Below are 18089 nucleotides of genomic sequence, written 5' to 3'. Positions count from 1 at the left end.
ACCTGACCCGTCGTCCGAGAAGGTTCTGGCCGGCCGGTCCCCGCCGCGGGGCCGATCGCCGTCGCGCACCGGCTCAGCCGAGCACCTCGTACCGGACCTCGACGTGCCCGGCGTCGAGCGGGGCGATGGCGGCAAAGGCGGCGCGGGACAGGTCGATGCAGCGCCCCTCGATGAAGGGACCCCGATCGTTGATCCGGACCGTCACCGACTTGCCGGTCGACGGATTGGTGACCCGGACCTTCGTGTCGAACGGCAGGGTCTTGTGCGCGGCGGTCAGCGCCGAGGGGTCGAAGGTCTCGCCGTTGGCGGTCATCTGCCCCTCGGAGTAGAAGGACGCGCCGCAGGAGCCGCTGTCCACCACCGGGCGGGCGGTGCTGGTCTTCTTGGTCGCGGTCGGCGACGGCTTCGGCGCGGCGGTACGCGGCCTGCTCCGCGACGGCGCCTGCGTGCGGGTGGCCTTCGGGCTCGCACTCACGCTGGGCGCGGCACTGGGGCTGAGGCTCGGCGACGCCGACGGCGTGGTCGGCTCGGCCGACGGGGTGACCGGCGTGAGGTCGACCGCGGCCGGCCGCGCCGATCCCGAGGCCGAGGTCAGTTGGACGGCGCCGACGGTGCCACCGACGGCGAGCGCGACACCGATCGCCGCGGTGGCCGCGATGCCGGCCGGTGAGGAGATCATGCGGGTACGGGAGTGCCTGCCAGCCACCGGCCCGGTCCTTTCCTTAGCTGAACAAACCGGGTCGGACCGTAACGAGAGAAGCACTTCCGAAGTCAACGTGATCATGGTGGTATGCCCGCAATTGCGGTGGTACGTGTAGCCGATCATCCGATCCACGATGGGCCGGCCGGCCCGGGTCACCGGTGGGCGACCACCTCCCGCAGGATGGGCCCATGGCCGCTGAGCTGAGCGAACGTCTCCTCGAACTGGTCCGCTGGATCGACCCCGGTCCCGGGGCGACCCACCTGGTCAGCGACGTCTCCGGCTGGTGGCGCGACCCGGACGTGCTCGCCCGGCTCGGTCCCACCCTGGTCGCGCCGTTCCGGGCCGCCCGGCCGACCGTGGTGATCTCCCCGGCGGTCACCGGGTTCCTCGTCGGCCCGCTCGCCGCGACGGCCCTCGGCGTCGGGTTCGTGCCGGCACACAAGCCCGGCGACGGTCGGCTCCCCGCCGGGCCGCTGACCTGGGCGCAGAGCCCGGCGGACTTCCGGGGCCGACGGGTGGACCTCGCGGTCCGGGAGCGGAGCATCGACCCCGGAGACCGGGTGCTGGTGGTGGACGACTGGGTGGCCACCGGCGCCCAGGTGCGGGCGTTGTACGAGATCTGCGCGGCACGGGGCGCCGAGCCGGTCGGCACCGCCGCCGTGGTGGTGGGCTGCGCCCCGGAGACCGTCGCCGAGTTGCGCCTCCACGGGCTGGTCTCCGGCACCGCGCTGGAGGGCTGACCGGGCACGAGCGGGTGCTCGGGCGCCGCCCGCTACGCCGCTCAGCTCGTCTGAACGAACTCCTCGACGGCGCTGCACACGCGGCCGAGCGCGTCGGCGGACCGGGCCAGCGGGCCGGGCACCATGAGCGCGTGGTCGGCTTCCGGGATCTCCACGACGTTCGGCGTGAGCCGGCGGGCGACCGAGCCGTCCCAGGAGGGGTCGGCGGTCCCGCCGACCAGCAGGTACGGCGCGGTGGCCCGGCGCAGGCCGTCGACCACCTCGGGCACGCGCAGCAGCGGCGTGAGCCAGATCGCGGGTAGCTGGCGCTCGGCGGCGAGCGGCGTGGCGAAGGTGCCGAGGGACTTGCCGACCAGCAGGTCCGTCCGCCCGGTGAGGGTGGCGGCGACCTGCCCGGCCACCCAGGCGCGGGCCTGCGCCATCGCCAGGTCCTCGGGCACCTGCCACGAGATCGCGTGCAGGGCGAAGCCGGCCCGGCGCAGCGCCTCACCCGCGTAGACGAAGAGCGGGTAGCGGGTGTCGTAGCCCCGACCCGGGATCAGTATCGCCTGGCGGTCCGCCATGTTTCTTCTCCTCGTCCTCGTCGCAATCACGGTAGCGCCGCCCTCGCCCCTGGTGGGGGCGACAATGGAGACGACGCCGGACCAAACCGGGCGGTAGCCTCGGCAGGATGTGGCCTCGGATCGGCGGACTGCGCACACTCGATCTCGGTACGCCCGGTGAGATGCGGACGAACCTCAACACGCTCGTGCTCGCCGGCGTGAAGACCGCGACCGCCGGGCTGCTCACCGAGTACGCCGGGGAGAACGAGGACCTGGAGCACGTCGGCGAGCGGCTGGTTCTCGTCGACGATCACGACGCGCTGGTCGCCGTCGTCGAGGTGACCGGTGTCGAGGTGGTCCGCTTCGCCGACGTGTCCTGGGACTTCGCCCGCTCCGAGGGGGAGGGCGACCGCTCGATCGAGGAGTGGCGGGAGGGACACGCCCGTTTCTGGGCGCGGATGGGCACTCCCGTCACCGACGACACGGACGTCGTCTGCGTTCGCTTCCGGCTGGTCTCCGCCGGTGACGGCGGCATCCCCACCGGCGACCTCAGCACCTGAGCCGTCAACGGCGCAGCTCCGGCAGCAGGTTCGTGGCCACGTCCACCAGCACGGCCTCGTCACCGGCGTACCAACTGCTGGCCCGGGGCCAGTGGGTGACCACGTCGGTGAAGCCCAGGGCGGCGGCCCGCCGCACCTGGTCGGCGAAGAACTCCGCGCTGCGCAGCGAGAAGGCCGGCGCGGCGTCCAGCGACAGGTAGCGGTCCAGGGAGGCCGGATCCCGACCGGCCGCCGCGAGCGTCTTGTCCATCCGCCCGCCCAACTCCGCGACGCCGTCCCACCAGCTCTCCACGTCGTCGCCGCCGACTCCGGTGGTGACCCAGCCCTGGCCGAACCGGGTGACCAGCCGCATCGAGCGCGGCCCGTTGGCGGCCATCACGAACGGCACCCGGGGCGTCTGCACGCAACCCGGGTTGTTCCGTGCGTCCACCGCCGCGAACCAGTCGCCCCGCCAGGTCGTCCCGTCCTCCCGCAACACCAGGTCGAGCAGCTCGGTGAACTCGGCGAACCGGTCGACCCGCTCGCGCGGAGGCAGCTCCTCGCCGCCCAGCACCGCCGAGTCGAAGCCGATGCCGCCGGCGCCCAGGCCGAGCAGCACCCGCCCCTCCGAGACGTCGTCGAGCGTGGTCACCTGCCGAGCGAACGCGGCCGGGTGCCGGAAGTTCGGCGAGGCGACAAGCGTGCCGAGCCGGATCCCTCCGGTCACCGTGGCGGCGGCGGTGAGCGTGGCCATCGAGTCGAACCACGGGCCGTCGACCAGGTCCCGCCAGCCCAGGTGGTCGTACGTCCAGGCGTGGTCGAAACCCCACTCGTCCGCCTGCCGCCAACGCCGCTGCGACTCCGACCAGCGCTGGTCGGGCAGGATCACGATGCCAATCCGCATGATCGCAGCGTACGGGGAGGTGGGTCCGGTGCCGACGCTCCTATCCTGGATCGATGGACCTGGAGTTCACCGGCGAGCTGTGGTTCTGGAAGGGCCCGTCACCCTGGCACTTCGTCACGGTCCCGGAGCCGGAGTGCGCCGAGCTGGAGGCGACGTCGGCGTCGGTCAGCTACGGCTGGGGCATGATCCCGGTCACCGCCCGCATCGGCGGCACCGGTTGGCGGACGTCGCTCTGGCCCAAGGACGGTCGGTACGTCGTGCCGGTGAAGGCGGGCGTACGCCGGGCCGAGCGGCTCGACGTGGGCGACACGGTGACGGTTCGGCTGACCGTGGACCTCTGAGCGTCACCGGGTCAGACCTGCGGCGCGGCACCTGCGGCCACCACGTCGGCGACGACGCAGGCGACGTTGTCCGGCGCCCCCGCCGCGTACACGAGGTCCACCAGGCGCTGCACCGCCTCGTCGGGTCCGGCCGCCGCGCCGAGGGCGTCGTGCAGCGCCGGCCGGTCGAGAACGGCCGACAGCCCGTCCGAGCAGAGCAGGTACCGGTCACCGGCGACCGCGGTACGCAGCGCCAGGTCGGCCTCGACGTGCTTCCCGCCAGCACCTAGGGCACGCACCAGCAGGGCCCGCTGCGGGTGCGCGTCGGCCTCCTCGCGCCCGAGCCGGCCCTGGTCGACCAGCGACTGCACGTACGTGTGGTCCTGGGTCAGCTGGGACAGTTCGCCTCCCCGCAGCACGTACGCCCGGGTGTCGCCGACGTGCACCACGGCCAGCCGGGTGCCGGACCGGAGCAGCGCCGTCAGGGTCGTGACCGGCTGGTGGTCGCCAACCGCCGACCCGCGCACGATGCGGTCGGCGTCGGCAACCGCGTCGGCCAGCAGGCCGAGCAGGTCGGCCGCCGGCACGTCGGCAGATTCCAGCGGCCTGAGTACGTCGATCGCGGCCGCGCTGGCCGCCGCACCGCCGGGTCCCCGCATGCCGTCCGCGACGGCGAGCAGCCGTTCGCCGGCGTACGCGGCGTCCTCGTTGGTCTCCCGGACGGCGCCGGCCTCGCAGCGGACGGCGTACCGGAGTTCGATCTCGGACATGGTCGTGTCCCTTCCGGAGAGGAGGTCCACGAGGAGGGTGGCGAGGCGCCCGCGGGCCGCCGTGTCGGCGGCGACCCGCTGCCAGTACGCGTCGACCGCCCCGGCAGCCGCCTCGGCGTCGAGGCCGCACACCTGACGGATCTCGGCCAGCGGCATCCCGATGCGGCGCAGCGAAGCGATCAACCGAGCCCGCTCCAGCTGCCCGGGCTCGTAGAGCCGGTACCCGGACTCCGGGTCGACCGCGGCCGGCGGCAGGAGACCGATCTCGTCGTACAGGCGTAACGCCTTCGGCGTGAGGCGCGCTGCCCTGGCGAACGCCCCGATGGTCAGCAACCCCACGTCGCCATCCTCCCCGCACCGGCCACGGTGGCCGGCACGGACAAGGCTGCGGCTTACCCGAAGGTCAAGGTCAACCATGGGCCTCAACCATTGCGGCAACGGGAGGCGTCTTACCTGGCGAGGGGGTGGGCATGACCGAGTCGTTCCACGAGTTCGTGGTGCAGCGCTCACCGGCACTGTCCCGGAGGGCCTACCTGCTCACCGGCGACCATCAGCTCGCCGAGGACCTGTTGCAGACCTCGCTGGCCCGTACGTACCGGCACTGGCGGCGCATCCGCGACGGCGACCCCGAGGCGTACGTGCGGCGGGTGATGTACCACCAGCAGGTCTCCTGGTGGCGGCGCCGCCGGCTCGCCGAACGGCTGGACCCGGAGCCCACCGACCGGCCCGGCGACGACCACTCCGACACGACCGCCCTGCGGCTGACGCTGGCGGCCGCGCTACGCCAGCTCACCCCGCGCCAACGCGCCGTGGTCGTGCTGCGGTTCTACGAGGACCTGACCGAGACGCAGGTCGCCGAGGTGCTGGGCTGCTCCGTCGGCACGGTCAAGCGGCACGGCCACGACGCGGTACGTCGACTGCGCGCCATCGCCCCCGACCTGGTTGACGGCACGGCGGAGAGGATCCCGCGATGACCGCACGACTGCGCGAGTCTCTGCACAGCGCGGCGGCCGACGTCCCCGCGTACCCGGTCTACGAACGGGCGCTCGCCACCGCCCGCCACTCCCGCCGCCGTAACGCGTTCGCGGCCCTGGCGGCGCTGGTGCTGGTCGCGCTGGCCGGGGCGGTGCTGCCGCTGGCGCGTACCCCCGCCGCCGGCCTGGCGGCGGGCGCGGAGGCCACACTGCCCGACCGGGTCGGCGTGCCGCCCTTCGGCAGCCTGTACGTCACCGGCCGACCGCGTCTCGGCCCCGCCTCGGTGATCTTCACCGGTCAGGCCCCCGGTCTGACGCACGGCGACGAGGGCAGCGTCATCGCGGTCGTCGGCGCCGACGCCGACCGCTACCGGATCATCAAGGGCGAGATCGAGGCGCAGGCCGGCGAGGACACGGTGCTGTCCCCCGACGGTCGCCAGGTCGCCTTCAGGTCAGTCGGCTACTCGCGTCCCCGAGTGAAGGTTGTCGACCTGGTGACCGGGCACAGCCGTACCGTGGCCAGCGGGGTCTCCGGCACCGTCCTGGTCGAACCGGCGGGCTGGTCGCCGGACGCTCGGGCGCTGGTCGTCCGCGACACGGTTCCGGCCAACCAGGAGGGCAGCGCCTACCGGCAGGTGCTGAGCATCGTCTGGATGGACAGTGACCGCCGGACCCGGCTGGCCGACGAGGAGGAGCCCGGATCGCCCGTCGCCTTCGCCCCGGACGGTGCACGGCTGGCCTTCCAGACCGGACGGACGGTCTCCGTCGCCGACCTGGACGGCCGGCGGCTCTCCTCGTTCACCCTCGCGCCGGAGACGGAACTGGCCGGCAAGGGCGCCTGGAGCACCGACGGCCGGACGTTGACGGTCGCCCGACGGGACGGCGGCAGCTGGAGCCTGCGGCGGATCCACCCGGCCACGGGCCGGGACCTCGGCGCGATGGACACGCCGGCCGTCTCCGGTGTGACCGCGATCCGGCTCCTGGGGTGGGCGGTGGACGGCTCCGCCCGGGTCGTCGCCTACCTCCCGGAACCCCGCACGCCAACCGTGTTCGACGCGCCTCTCGACATGGATCAGCGACTGGCGTACGGCAACGTCGGCACCGTCCGGGTGCTGTCCCTCGGCCGGGGCGCGGACGCTCCCACCACCCTGCTCACCGCCCCGAGCGGCGTCGTGGCGATCGACGCCTCCGACGAGGTGATCCGCAGCGGTGGCACCCGCGCCGCGAGTCCGCCGGATGGGATGGGCCCCCGATTCTGGTTCTGGCCGGTCCTCCTCATCGCCGTTCTCGTGGCGGGCATCGCGGCGTACCGCGCTCGCACCCGACTGGCGCTCCGGCGAGATCGGACGCCTCGGTGATCGGTAATCGGTGATCGGTGGAACCTGTGCGCTCCCCGGGGTCTTTAGACAGGTGGGACATCGACCACGGGAGGTACGGGCACATCATGACTGAGCGGATTCGATCGCTGCTCGACGCGGCGGTCGCCGACACCCGACCACGGGTGGCCGACCCGGTGCCAGAGATCCTCCGACGCGGGCGGGCGAACCGCCGCCGACATCTGGCCACGGCGGGCGCGGCCGGCACCGTCGCGGTCGCCCTGCTCGCCACCGGCGCTCTGGTCGCCGCCAACCGGACGGGCACCGGTACACCCGCCGCGAACCCCTCGGCGAGCGCCGATGCCGCTCGGACTTCACCGCCGCTACCGAGCGAACGACCGACCAGAGATGTCGGAGCCCCACCGGAACCGCGCAAGGTGGCCGCGACGGTGACCGACTCGGAGGTACGGATCAACGGGCTGATTCTGAAGATCCGGAGCGGCTGGAGGGCGGTTCGGGGAGACAGCGGCAAGCCGGTGACCGACTGCGAGGTCACCCCCGGCTCGATCCTGGTCAACGCCAACTGGATTCCCGGCGGCACCTGCGACGCCCGCGCCCAGATCCAGGTCCGCCCCTGGCAGCCGAGGTCCTACCGCGGAGCCCCGACGAGGTTCAGCGAGGGCGTCAGCGAGGTCATCCTGCCCGGCGGGCAGCCGGCCTGGCTGACCGACAACGACGTCAACAACCTTCGCGTGTCCGAGCGGTCCACCTGGGCGGCCTTCAACGTCGACCTGCCCTGGGCCGGCGCAGGACTCGTCGTCGAGACTCCGGCAGCGGAACTGGACACTCTGCTCGGCTCGGTCAGCAGCGAGGCGGTGCCGTCGGGCCGGCTGGTCCTGCCCGATTCCGCCCCGACGGCAAGCCTCGCCGGGGCGAAGCAGGACCGGCTCGACTCCACCGACGCCTCTGCCGTGGCGAAGGTGCTCGACCGACTGCGCGGACTGGACCGGGCCGTGAACGACGGCGAACTGCCGTGCGCCTCGGCACAACAACTCTCCCCGCTCTGGAAGGCCGCCGGCAGGGACATGGCCACTCTGACCCTCACCTACCCGTCCGAAATGCCCCAGGCGGTGATCGCCATCAGCAGCACCGACGACTGCGCGTTCGCCACCTCCTCCATGGGCGGACGGGTCTGGCTGCCGGCCGGGTTCCTCGCCGAGGTCCGGGCCCTGCTCACCCCGGGAGCGGGGAAGTGAGCGCCCCCGCGGCCGGTCCGGCCGGTTTCGCTGAGTTCGTCAACGCCCGGTACGCCACCCTGGTCCGGCACGGCACCCTACTCACCGGGGACCACGGACACGGCGAAGACCTCGCCCAGGAGGCGCTGGTCAAGACGTACCGTGCCTGGCACCGGCTGCACCCGGACGGCGACGCCGACGCGTACACCCGACAGGTGATGGTGCGGGCGGCCTGGCGGGCCGGACGGCGCCTGTGGCGCCGGGAAATCCCCACCGCGGAGCTGCCGGACCGGCGGACGGCCGACCCCTACGAGCCGCGCGACACGGCTCGGCTGGTGCTCAGCGCGCTGCGGGGGCTGCCCGCCCGGCAGCGGGTGGTGCTGGTGCTGCGGTACTGGGCCGGGCTCAGCGAGCAGGAGATCGCCGGAATGCTGAACTGCTCGACGGGCACGGTGAAGAGCCGCGCCAGCCGGGCGATGAACGCCCTGCGTCGGGTCGACGGCCCGTTGGCCGAGGCGTTCCAGGAGTCCTCGGCGGGCTCGAACTGACGAGCCGCCGGCAATGACGGGGGCCCCAGCCAGGAGACCGATCCTGAGCTGGGGCCCCACTCCGGTCTTCGGGCGGCACGTGCGGTGTCGTACATCCAGCGCTCACCTGGCTGCACGGTGACCAGCGCGGCGGTGGCGCCCCTGGCCCGATCAACATCGAAGGCCCTGGCTCGGACTGTCGTCCTGGCCAGGGCCTTCACGCTGGAGCGGGTGACGGGAATCGAACCCGCACTGTCAGCTTGGGAAGCTGATGTTCTGCCATTGAACTACACCCGCAGGCGGCACCACTGTACCCGAGTCGCCACAGCCACGCACCCAGGCACCCCCGGAGCGTCACCCACGACCGCCCGCGCCCGTCCCGTCACCCCACGCCGACCAGGACAGGAAAAAGTTTCCTCCCGGCAACATATGACCGTTCTCAAATCTGTCGATGGGTTGTAACGTCTGCCACACGTTCTCAGCCCCGGTGCGACACACCCCCGGTCGCACCGTCAGAAAGAGGTGGGCCCATGGGACTCCGTCCCAACCTGCTGACCCGGCGCAACGCCGGCATCGCATCGACGTCCTTCGCCCTGCTGCTCGGTATCGCGACGGTCGGCGTCCTGCCGACGGCCACGACGCCGACCAGCGCCCCGCTCGCCGCGGCCTCGCCGGTCTCCGCCGAGGAGTGCTGGCAGGCAGCTGGCGCCTCGGCGAAGGTGAAGGTGCGGCCCGGAGGGGCCGTCAAGCACGACCCCAACGCCCTCACCCTCGCCCAGGTGCACCAGCGTGAGGCCGAGCTGGCCGACCTGGTCCAGGAGCAGGTGAAGCGGAAGGGCTTCAAGACGAACGCCGCAGCGGCGGCGTCGGTCACGATCCCCGTCGTGGTGCACGTGATCCAGCGGGACAGCACCCGGGCCGGCGGCAACATCCCCGACTCGATGGTCACCTCGCAGATCAACGTGCTGAACCAGTCGTTCAGCGGCGGCACCGGCGGCGCGGCCACGGCCTTCGCGTTCCAGCTGCAGTCGATCAACCGGGTCACCAACCCGGCGTGGTACCCGATCGTGCAGGGCTCGTCGGCCGAGCGGACGATGAAGTCCTCGCTGCGGGTCGGCGGCAAGTCCACGCTGAACATCTACCTCGGTGAGCTCAGCGACGACCTGCTCGGCTGGGCGACCTTCCCGACCCGCCGTCTCAGCAGCTCCGACGGTGTGGTCGTGCTGAGCGAGTCGCTTCCCGGTGGCACCGCCACCAACTACAACCTGGGCGACACGGGCACCCACGAGGTCGGCCACTGGCTGAACCTCTACCACACCTTCCAGAACGGCTGCTCGGGCTCCGGCGACAACGTCTCGGACACCCCGGCGGAGGCCTCCCCGGCCTTCCAGTGCCCGACCGGCCGGGACACCTGCAGCGCCCCGGGGCAGGACCCGATCACCAACTTCATGGACTACACGTACGACTCCTGCATGTACCAGTTCACGGCGGGCCAGGCCAGCCGCATGCTGACCGCCTGGAACACCTACCGCGCGGCGTGACCTGACGCTCGCGTCACCGCGTACGAAAGCCGGTGCCGGCTCCGCCCCACGGAGCCGGCACCGCTCTTTTCGTGGTCAGGCCGCCACGCGGTCGTGACGGGCGGGGCGTAACTCGGCGACGGCGGCCGGGTCGCCGCCGCTCGGATCGACCCAGAGCTGGACGGCGGGCCGACCGTGGCCCACGACGCTCCCGGGCTCCCGGCGGGTCAGCATCGCCACGTCGACGGTGAACTCGAAGAGCCGCCAGTCGACGTGCGGCGCGGCCCGGAAGCTGCGAGCCAGCCGGGCGACCCGGGCGGGGTCGGTCACCGGCCGGGCGCGCCCCGCCACGTAGGCCTCGTCGTCGCTCTCCTCCGCCGGGAAGGAGTGCAGCGCGTAGCGGCCGTCGCGTTCGAGGTCGCGGCGCTTGGGTGAGTCGATGACGAAGCAGAACAGACCCTCGTCGGTGACGATCGGGGAGACCGGGTGCACGCGGGGGCCGCCGTCGGCGCGGACCGTGGCGAGGTAGCCGAAGCCCGGCCCGTACTGCTGCAGAAGGAGGCGGATCCCGTCGGCGAGGCGGGGCTCGTCGGCGGCGAATTCGGACCAGGAAGCCATGTCGGCATTCTATCGAACAAACGTTCGAACGCGCACTCCGACACGCAGGTCGGTCGGCCCGCTCGCTATGGTGTTCCGATGCTGCTCTCCGACCGCGACCTGGTCACCGAGATCAAGGCGGGCGCGCTCGCGCTGGAGCCGTTCGAGCCTACGCTGGTGCAACCGTCCAGCATCGACGTACGCCTGGACAAGCTGTTCCGCGTCTTCAACAACCACCTCTACACGCACATCGACCCGGCGCAGCAGCAGGACGACCTGACGTCGATGGTCGAGGTGCCCGACGGCGAGCCGTTCGTGCTGCACCCGGGCGAGTTCGTGCTCGCCTCCACCCTCGAGGTGATCTCCCTGGGCGACCAGCTCGCCGGCCGCCTGGAGGGCAAGTCCAGCCTCGGCCGGCTCGGTCTGCTGACGCACTCCACCGCCGGGTTCATCGACCCCGGCTTCTCCGGTCACGTGACGCTGGAACTGTCCAACGTGGCCAACCTGCCGATCACCCTCTGGCCCGGCATGAAGATCGGCCAGCTCTGCATCTTCCGGCTGTCGTCGCCGGCCGAGCACCCCTACGGCTCGGCCGTCTACGGCTCGCGCTACCAGGGGCAGCGCGGCCCGACCCCGAGCCGCTCCTGGCAGCACTGGCGCACCTGGCCGACCCGCTGACGCGCCGCCGGCGACCGCCGGCTCCGCTCCCCGCTCCACCCTCTTCCGGCGTACGACGAAGGCCCCGGACGTCACCCGTCCGGGGCCCCTCGTCGTTCGTCGCCGGTCAGCCGGGTCGACGGAAACCGGCGAGCGGCATGTACTGGATGCTGGACACGTTGACCGGCTTGCCGGCCCGCGCCGCGTGCACCATCTGCCCGTTGCCCAGGTAGATCCCGACGTGGTGCAGGTCGCTGAAGAAGAACACCAGGTCACCCGGGCGCGCCTCGGACTTCGGGATGGCCCGGCCCTCGTTCCACTGGGCCCCGGTGAAGTGCGTCAGGTTGATCCCGGCCGCCTTGTACGCGTACTGGGTCAGGCCCGAGCAGTCGAACGAGTTCGGCCCGGTCGCACCCCAGACGTACGGGTCGCCGACCTGCGCGCAGGCGGTTTTGATGGCGATCCGCGCCGCCTCGCTGACCACACCGTTGATGGTCGGGCAGTTGGTCACCTTGACCGTGGTCTTCGGCAGCGACGCCTGGAGACGCTTGATCTCCGCGTCGATCTGCGTCTTCTTCGCCGCCAGGTCCCGCTCCTGCTTGGCCTGCGCGGCGATCAGCTCGTCCAGCTTCTTCTTCTGGTCGTCGTACTTCTGGCGGACCGCCAGCACGCCCGCCACCTCCCTGCGCTCCTGCGCGGCCAGCCGGTCCAGCATGAGCATCTGCTCACCGATGTCGCTCGGCCTGCCGTTGACCAGCAGCGCGCTGATGTCCTGCGACGGGCCGGTGATGTAGTAGCGGGAGACCATGTCGGCGACCCGGTTCAACGCCAGCTCGCTCTCCAGGGCCAGCGGCGTGATCTTCTTCTGCAGGTCGGCGGCCTTCTTGATGTTGACCTTCCGCTGCGCCCGCACCTTGTTGTACTGCTCGATCGTGGGCTCCAACTGCTCCCACTGCTTGTCGATCGCGGCCTCGATCTCGTCGACCGAGGGCTCCGCGTACGCGGGCGCGGCGAGCGCGCCGGCGCCCACCGCGACGGCGGCGACCAGGACGAGCAGACGGTGGAAGACCCGGCGCAGGCCATCCGGACGGGCTGACCGTCCCACGGCATGACGATGAGGGGGCATGGTTGCCACCGGCACCGACTCCTTTTGCAACCCGCCGCCGGGCGCCTCGCGACGGGGAAGAAGTGCGAGGCAGACGATCCACAGCGGCCGGTGCATCACATTAGGGAAGGTGGGCACGGGAATCAAGGCGACCAGTGGCCAGTTCATGTCTGCGCGATGGCACGCACACCATGCGTACGCGACGCCCTATCCGACGATAGCGGTCAATACATCGTCGAGGGTGACCACGCCGAGGGGACGGCGGCCGTCGCTCACCAGGACCATGTGCCGCCGCTCGCGGCGCATCGCCAGCAGCAGGTCCGCGAGCGTACGGTCCGGTGGCACCACCGCCAGCGGCCGGTAGACGTCGGCCGGCACCGGTGCCCGACGGCTCACGCCCGAGTACCCGAGCACGTCCTTGACGTGCACGAACCCGAGCACCCGCCGGGTGCTGCGCTGCACCACCGGGAAGCGGGACCGGCCGGTACTCGTGGCGAGCACCTCCAGCGAGGCCGGCGACACGTCCTCGGCAACCGTCGTCACGGTGGACCAGGGCTGCAGCGCGTCCGCGGCGGTCCGGCTGTGCAGGGCGAGCGCGCCGGTGATCCGGGCGTGCTCCTCGGCGTCGAGCAGCCCCTCCGTACGCGCCTGCGCGACCAGCCCGGCCAGTTCCTCGGCGGTGAAGACGGTCTTCACGGCTTCGGTGGCCTCGATCCGCCACAGCCGCAGCACGTGCCGCGCCGCCCATTTCATCGCGAGCAGCAGCGGCTTCGTCGCGAGGCAGAACGCCAGCATCGCCGGGCCCAGCCACAGCGCGGCCGGTTCCGGGCCGGCCAGGGTGATGTTCTTCGGCACCATCTCGCCGACCACGGTGTGCAGGAAGACCACCACGCCGAGGGCGAGCAGGAACGAGACCGGGTGCACGGCCGGCGCCGGCAGGTGCACCGCGTGGAACACCGGTTCCAGCAGGTGGGCCAGCGCCGGCTCGGCGATCGCGCCGAGGCCCAGCGAGCAGACGGTGATGCCCAGTTGCGCCCCGGCGATCATCAGGGGGATCTGGTTCATCGCCGACAGGGCCCAGCGGGCCCGCTTCGAGGTGGCGGCGAGCGGCTCGACCACCGTACGCCGGGACGCGATCAGCGCGAACTCGCTGCCGACGAAGAACGCGTTGCCCAGCAGCAGGACGCCGGTGACCAGCAGCTCAACCATCGGCCTCGGGCTCCACGGGGCGCAGGACGCGGACCTGCTCGATGCGGTGCCGCTCCACCTCGACGACGGTGAACTCGTAGCCGGACTCCTCGACCGTCTCACCGGCGACCGGGATGTGGCCCAGCCGCGCCATGAGGAACCCGGCCAACGTCTCGTACGGCCCCTCGGGCAGCCGGAAGCCGGTCTGCTCGACCAACTCGTCGTAGCGCAGCACCCCGTCCGCCAGGACGGTCCGTTCACCGCCCGGCACGGTCAGCTCGACCGCGTTCGCGTCCGGTACGGCGTCCGGGTCGAACTCGTCGGCAATCTCCCCCACCAGCTCCTCCACCAGGTCCTCGACGGTCACCACCCCGTCCGTGCCGCCGTACTCGTCGACGACGATGGCGAGGTCGGCGCCGGCGGCCCGCAGCGCGGCGAGCACCCCGTCCAGGTCCAGGCTCTCCGGCACGTACACCGGTTCGCGGGCCACCGAGGCGACCGTGGTGGACTCCCGCCGCGCCGGCGGCACCCCCAGCGCGTCGGGCACCCCCGCCACGCCGGTCACCAGGTCGAGGGTCTCCTCGTAGACGGGGAAGCGGGTCCGGCCGGTCCGCCGGGACTCCTCCAGCAGGTCGGCGACGCTGGCGGTGGCCCGCAGGGCCACCACGTCGACCCGGGGCGTCATCGCCTCCGCGGCGCGCTTCTCGCCGAAGCGGATGGTGCGGCGCAGCAGCATCGCGGTGTCCGGCGGCAACGCTCCGGCCCGCGCCGAGATGGCCGCCAGCAGGCCCAGCTCCTCCGGAGACCGGGCACTGGCCAGCTCCTCCTGCGGTTCCACGCCCAGAGCCCGCACCAGCCGGTTCGCCGAACCGTTCAGCCCCCGGATCAGCCAGCCGAAGCTCCGGGAGAAGGCGCGCATCGGGCCGGCCGTGGCGAGCGCGGCCGGCATCGGCCGGGCCAGGGCGGCGTTCTTCGGCACCAGTTCCCCGAAGAGCATGGACAGCAGGGTGGCCAGCGCCAGTGCGAGGAAGGGCGTGAACCGCTCGGTGGCGTCGCCGGCGACCGGGCGTAGCACGGGGCTGAAGAGCCGGGCCAGTGCCGGCTCGGCGAGGTACCCGGTGAGCAGGGCGGTGAGCGTGATGCCGAGCTGCGCCCCGGAGAGCTGGAAGGAGAGTTCCCGCAGCGCCCGGCGGACGGCGACCGCCCGGGAGTCGCCGGCCTCGGACCGCCGGTCGATCTCCACGCGGTCGACGGTCACCAGGGCGAACTCGGCCGCGACGAAGAACGCGTTGCCGCCGGTCAGCAGCACGAAGCCGACCAGGGGAAGCAGCGTGGTCAGGAGCAGGCCGTCGATGTCGCCTCACCTCGGCGAGATTCTCGCACGCGCGGGCACGACGGACACGACCGTCGATGGCTGGCCGCTCTGTCCGCCGCTCGGTGGAGCGGCCCGGTCACCGTCGGGTCCACGGCCGTGACCGTGACGACCGCCGCCTCGTGAGGACGACGACGGCGGCGGCACCGCGAGGTGCCGCCGCCGTCGGTGTCTTCCGGCGTACGCGTCAGCCGGCGACCGGCTCCTTGTCGCCCTGCACCTGGTCGGGCTTCACCGAGCGGAGCAGCACACTGGCCACGTCGACGACCTCGACCTGCTCGCCGGCGCCCTTGCCGTTCACGCCGTCGTTGAGCATCGTCGAGCAGAACGGGCAGCCGACGGCGACCGTCTTCGCGCCGGTGGACATGGCCTCCTCGACCCGGTCGACGTTGATCCGCTTGCCGATCTTCTCCTCCATCCACATGCGGGCGCCGCCGGCGCCGCAGCAGAAGGAGCGCTCGCTGTTGCGCGGCATCTCGGTCAGCTCGCCCTCGATGGCGCTGCCCAGCACCTCGCGCGGCGGAGCGAACACCCGGTTGTGCCGGCCCAGGTAGCAGGGGTCGTGGTACGTGACGCCGCCGTCGACCGGCTGCACCGGGGTCAGCTTGCCGGTGCTGACCAGGTGGGCCAGCAGCTGGGTGTGGTGCACGACCTCGAACTCGCCGCCGAGCTGGCCGTACTCGTTGCCCAGCGTGTTGAAGCAGTGCGGGCAGGTCGCGACGATCTTCCGCTTGCTCTTCTCCCGGCCCTCGAACGCCTCGTTGAGGGTCTCGACGTTCTGCTGCGCGAGCATCTGGAAGACGAACTCGTTGCCGATCCGGCGGGCCGGGTCGCCGGAGCAGGTCTCGCCCTCGCCGAGGATGGCGAAGGAGACGCCCGCCTCGTTGAGCAGCGTGGCGACCGCCCGGGTGGTCTTCTTGGCCCGGTCCTCGAAGGCGCCGGCGCAGCCGACCCAGAAGAGGTACTCGAAGTCGTCGACCTCGCCGACCCGCGGCACCTCGAAGTCGAGGCCCTTGGTCCAGTCCTCGCGGGTGTTCTGCGGGGCACCCCACGGGTTGCCCTTGTTCTCCAGGTTGCGCAGCATCACGCCGGCCTCGGACGGGAAGCTCGACTCGATGAGCACCTGGTAGCGGCGCATGTCGACGATGTGGTCGACGTGCTCGATGTCGACCGGGCACTGCTCGACGCAGGCGCCGCAGGTGGTGCAGGACCAGAGCACGTCCGGGTCGATGACGCCGCCCTCCTCGGCACCACCGATGAGCGGCCGGTTCGCCTCGGCGAGCGCGAGCACGTCCATGTGGGCGAGCTGCGCGGCGGTCGCCTTCTCCTCGCCGGTCAGGTCCTTGCCACCACCGGCCAGCAGGTACGGGGCCTTGGCGTACGCGTGGTCGCGGAGGCTCAGCACGAGCAGCTTCGGCGACAGCGGCTTGCCGGTGTTCCAGGCCGGGCACTGCGACTGGCAGCGACCGCACTCGGTGCAGGTGCTGAAGTCCAGCAGACCCTTCCAGGTGAACTGCTCGACCTGCGCGACGCCGAACTGGTCCTTCTCGGGGTCGGCCTCCTCGAAGTCGAGGGGCTTGCCGTCGCTCGTCATCGGCCGCAGCGCTCCGAGACCGGAGCCGGCCTCACCGGGGTCGCGCTTGAAGAAGATGTTGAAGAAGGCCAGGAAGCGGTGCCAGGCGACGCCCATGGTCACGTTGAGCCCGATCACGATGAGCCAGGTCATCGAAATCATGATCTTGATGAGGGCGGCGATGCTGACGCCGGCCTCCCAGTCGGGCAGTACCGCGCCGACCGCGTGGCTGAGCGGAGTGGCCCAGGTCGGGTACTCGAAGTGGTCGGTGGCGACCTTGAAGCCCCGGATGACGAAGCCCATGATCAGCACGGCGAGCACGACGGCCTCGACGAAGTAGCCCTGCCACATCGTGGAGCCGGTGAACCGCGACTTCCCGCCCGGACGGGTGGGCCGGTTGCGGATCCGGATCGCGATCAGCACCAGGATGGCGACGATGCCCAGGATGCCGATCCACTCGGTGGCCAGGCCGTAGAGCGCCCATCCACCGACCAGCGGCAGGCCGGCGGTCGCGGAGACGACCTCGAAGTACGCCTCCAGGACCAGCAACGACAGCACGATGAAGCCGACCATCACGAACCAGTGCGCCGCACCCACCACGCTCCAGCGGAGCATTCGGGTGTGGCCGGCCGTCTCGGCCAGCATGGTCGTGGTCCGCGTGCCCTTGTCGGTGAACCGCGACGGGTCGGGCTGACCCAGCCGGATCACGGCCACCATCTTCATGACCGCCCGTACGGCGAGCCACACCGCCACGGCGGTGATGGCGGCCGCGACGATCGTGGTGACGATCTGGACGCTGCCCATCGAGTCGGCCCTCCCCGGTCTGCTGCTGTCGAGCGGCTCGGCGACCGGAGCCGGGTCAGGGCCGGATCGGCGAACAGCCGCTTCCGCACCCTCGACCGGACCGGTCGACGACCTCGCTCCGCTCGGTCATGCAGTGCAGCCTACGCGCAAGGTTACCCAGCAGTAACGTGAGTCTTCTCGCACTCGGCCACGCCGCCCTGCGCACACCATAGGGTGCCCCGCCCGGACCTGCCGGACAGGGGCGTGGCGCAGTGACGAGGATCCTTCGGCCGACCGGCCAACTGGCCGTACGGCGGCGGGGCGACCCGCGGCGCGGGCGCCGGGCAGGGCCCGACGCCCGGAGGACTCAGCGCCAGCGGGAGAGCAGGATCAGGGAGGCGACCATGGCGCCGAAGCCGACCGCGAGGTTCCAGTACTGCCACGACGCGACCGGGTACTCCTGCCCGGAGAGGTAGTAGACCACCAACCAGCCGATGCCGAAGACGATGAGAGCGACGGCCGAGATCGGCAGCCACACCGGGCTAGGCTTGCGCGTCGACGCCGTCGCCGTCGGACGGACGTCCGTCGGCGGGGTGTACACCTTCTTCTTGCGGATCTGAGACTTGGGCACGACGCTCTCCAGAGGGGGTGACGACCTCGTCCGGCCTGACAACCGGGCGCGAGGGCGACGGTCCATGGCCAATAATGTTCGACAGCTAGCGTA

Annotated in this window: 19 protein-coding genes and 1 tRNA gene; 9 read left to right on the top strand and 11 right to left on the bottom strand. The window is 71.9% G+C overall.

Annotated features, from left to right (window positions below; all coding sequences use genetic code 11):
- Nucleotides 1–73: 73 nt before the first annotated feature.
- Nucleotides 74–706 (bottom strand): septal ring lytic transglycosylase RlpA family protein, encoded by a 633-nt coding sequence (locus ACIBR0_RS07100; protein ID WP_357033572.1) that lies wholly within the window; start codon nt 704–706, stop codon nt 74–76.
- A 185-nt stretch (nt 707–891) separates the two neighbouring features.
- Here ACIBR0_RS07100 and ACIBR0_RS07095 point away from each other — a divergent pair, with 185 nt between their 5' ends.
- On the top strand, nt 892–1443 hold the full coding sequence (locus ACIBR0_RS07095) for a phosphoribosyltransferase (protein ID WP_396713092.1): 552 nt from the start codon (nt 892–894) through the stop codon (nt 1441–1443).
- A gap of 41 nt (nt 1444–1484) precedes the next feature.
- Here the strand turns inward: ACIBR0_RS07095 and ACIBR0_RS07090 are convergent, their stop codons facing one another.
- Complete coding sequence (locus ACIBR0_RS07090; RefSeq protein WP_396713091.1) at nt 1485–2006, bottom strand: alpha/beta hydrolase; 522 nt, start codon at nt 2004–2006, stop codon at nt 1485–1487.
- 107 nt (nt 2007–2113) lie between these two features.
- Between ACIBR0_RS07090 and ACIBR0_RS07085 the strand changes: the two genes are divergently transcribed.
- Nucleotides 2114–2545, top strand: a complete 432-nt coding sequence (locus tag ACIBR0_RS07085; RefSeq protein WP_396713090.1) for an ASCH domain-containing protein — start codon at nt 2114–2116, stop codon at nt 2543–2545.
- A 4-nt stretch (nt 2546–2549) separates the two neighbouring features.
- On the opposite strand, the gene ACIBR0_RS07080 is transcribed toward ACIBR0_RS07085, so the two are convergent.
- The gene (locus tag ACIBR0_RS07080) at nt 2550–3428 is read right to left on the bottom strand and encodes an LLM class flavin-dependent oxidoreductase (protein ID WP_396713089.1); all 879 of its coding nucleotides are present in this window, start codon (nt 3426–3428) and stop codon (nt 2550–2552) included.
- Between the two features lie 53 nt (nt 3429–3481).
- On the opposite strand from ACIBR0_RS07080, the gene ACIBR0_RS07075 reads away from it, so the two are divergent.
- Nucleotides 3482–3769, top strand: a complete 288-nt coding sequence (locus ACIBR0_RS07075; RefSeq protein ID WP_396713088.1) for a DUF1905 domain-containing protein — start codon at nt 3482–3484, stop codon at nt 3767–3769.
- Nucleotides 3770–3780: 11 nt separating this feature from the next.
- On the opposite strand, the gene ACIBR0_RS07070 is transcribed toward ACIBR0_RS07075, so the two are convergent.
- A complete protein-coding gene (locus tag ACIBR0_RS07070) occupies nt 3781–4857 on the bottom strand; it encodes a MerR family transcriptional regulator (RefSeq protein ID WP_396713087.1) in 1077 nt (358 codons plus the stop codon).
- A 131-nt stretch (nt 4858–4988) separates the two neighbouring features.
- Here ACIBR0_RS07070 and ACIBR0_RS07065 point away from each other — a divergent pair, with 131 nt between their 5' ends.
- From ACIBR0_RS07065 to ACIBR0_RS07050, 4 genes are all read left to right on the top strand, one after another.
- Complete coding sequence (locus ACIBR0_RS07065) at nt 4989–5492, top strand: SigE family RNA polymerase sigma factor (RefSeq protein ID WP_396713086.1); 504 nt, start codon at nt 4989–4991, stop codon at nt 5490–5492.
- The gene (locus ACIBR0_RS07060) at nt 5489–6850 is read left to right on the top strand and encodes a TolB family protein (protein ID WP_396713085.1); all 1362 of its coding nucleotides are present in this window, start codon (nt 5489–5491) and stop codon (nt 6848–6850) included. The genes ACIBR0_RS07065 and ACIBR0_RS07060 overlap by 4 nt, the downstream gene beginning before the upstream one ends.
- A gap of 86 nt (nt 6851–6936) precedes the next feature.
- Nucleotides 6937–8064, top strand: a complete 1128-nt coding sequence (locus tag ACIBR0_RS07055; protein ID WP_396713084.1) for a hypothetical protein — start codon at nt 6937–6939, stop codon at nt 8062–8064.
- A complete protein-coding gene (locus ACIBR0_RS07050) occupies nt 8061–8591 on the top strand; it encodes a SigE family RNA polymerase sigma factor (protein WP_396713083.1) in 531 nt (176 codons plus the stop codon). Before ACIBR0_RS07055 ends, ACIBR0_RS07050 begins: the two co-directional genes overlap by 4 nt.
- 202 nt (nt 8592–8793) lie before the next feature.
- On the opposite strand, the gene ACIBR0_RS07045 is transcribed toward ACIBR0_RS07050, so the two are convergent.
- Nucleotides 8794–8867 (bottom strand) — tRNA-Gly (locus ACIBR0_RS07045).
- A 233-nt stretch (nt 8868–9100) separates the two neighbouring features.
- Here ACIBR0_RS07045 and ACIBR0_RS07040 point away from each other — a divergent pair.
- Nucleotides 9101–10111: a zinc metalloprotease gene (locus ACIBR0_RS07040; RefSeq protein ID WP_396713082.1), complete on the top strand. Its 1011-nt coding sequence runs from the start codon at nt 9101–9103 to the stop codon at nt 10109–10111.
- A 75-nt stretch (nt 10112–10186) separates the two neighbouring features.
- Here the strand turns inward: ACIBR0_RS07040 and ACIBR0_RS07035 are convergent, their stop codons facing one another.
- Nucleotides 10187–10708, bottom strand: coding sequence for a pyridoxamine 5'-phosphate oxidase family protein (locus ACIBR0_RS07035; RefSeq protein WP_396713081.1), 522 nt, complete (start codon nt 10706–10708; stop codon nt 10187–10189).
- A 78-nt stretch (nt 10709–10786) separates the two neighbouring features.
- Here ACIBR0_RS07035 and dcd point away from each other — a divergent pair, with 78 nt between their 5' ends.
- The gene (gene dcd / locus ACIBR0_RS07030; RefSeq protein ID WP_357032494.1) at nt 10787–11365 is read left to right on the top strand and encodes a dCTP deaminase; all 579 of its coding nucleotides are present in this window, start codon (nt 10787–10789) and stop codon (nt 11363–11365) included.
- 106 nt (nt 11366–11471) lie between these two features.
- Here dcd and ACIBR0_RS07025 read toward each other — a convergent pair whose 3' ends face one another.
- From ACIBR0_RS07025 to ACIBR0_RS07005, 5 genes are all read right to left on the bottom strand, one after another.
- Nucleotides 11472–12485, bottom strand: a complete 1014-nt coding sequence (locus ACIBR0_RS07025; protein ID WP_396713080.1) for an NlpC/P60 family protein — start codon at nt 12483–12485, stop codon at nt 11472–11474.
- 171 nt (nt 12486–12656) lie between these two features.
- On the bottom strand, nt 12657–13658 hold the full coding sequence (locus tag ACIBR0_RS07020) for a hemolysin family protein (protein WP_396713079.1): 1002 nt from the start codon (nt 13656–13658) through the stop codon (nt 12657–12659).
- Nucleotides 13651–14991 carry a hemolysin family protein gene (locus ACIBR0_RS07015; RefSeq protein ID WP_396713274.1) on the bottom strand — a complete coding sequence of 447 codons (1341 nt, stop codon included), beginning with the start codon at nt 14989–14991 and terminating at the stop codon, nt 13651–13653. The genes ACIBR0_RS07020 and ACIBR0_RS07015 overlap by 8 nt, the downstream gene beginning before the upstream one ends.
- 205 nt (nt 14992–15196) lie before the next feature.
- Entirely contained in the window at nt 15197–17386 is a 2190-nt protein-coding gene (locus ACIBR0_RS07010) for a heterodisulfide reductase-related iron-sulfur binding cluster (protein WP_396713078.1), read from the bottom strand.
- 346 nt (nt 17387–17732) lie between these two features.
- The gene (locus tag ACIBR0_RS07005) at nt 17733–17996 is read right to left on the bottom strand and encodes a cell division protein CrgA (RefSeq protein WP_396713077.1); all 264 of its coding nucleotides are present in this window, start codon (nt 17994–17996) and stop codon (nt 17733–17735) included.
- Between the last annotated feature and the right edge of the window lie 93 nt (nt 17997–18089).

The sequence above is a fragment of the Micromonospora sp. NPDC049497 genome (assembly GCF_044465805.1).
Taxonomy (GTDB): Bacteria; Actinomycetota; Actinomycetes; order Mycobacteriales; family Micromonosporaceae; genus Micromonospora.
The sequence above is the reverse complement of the archived record's forward strand: the minus strand, read 5'-3'. Positions and strand labels throughout refer to the sequence as shown.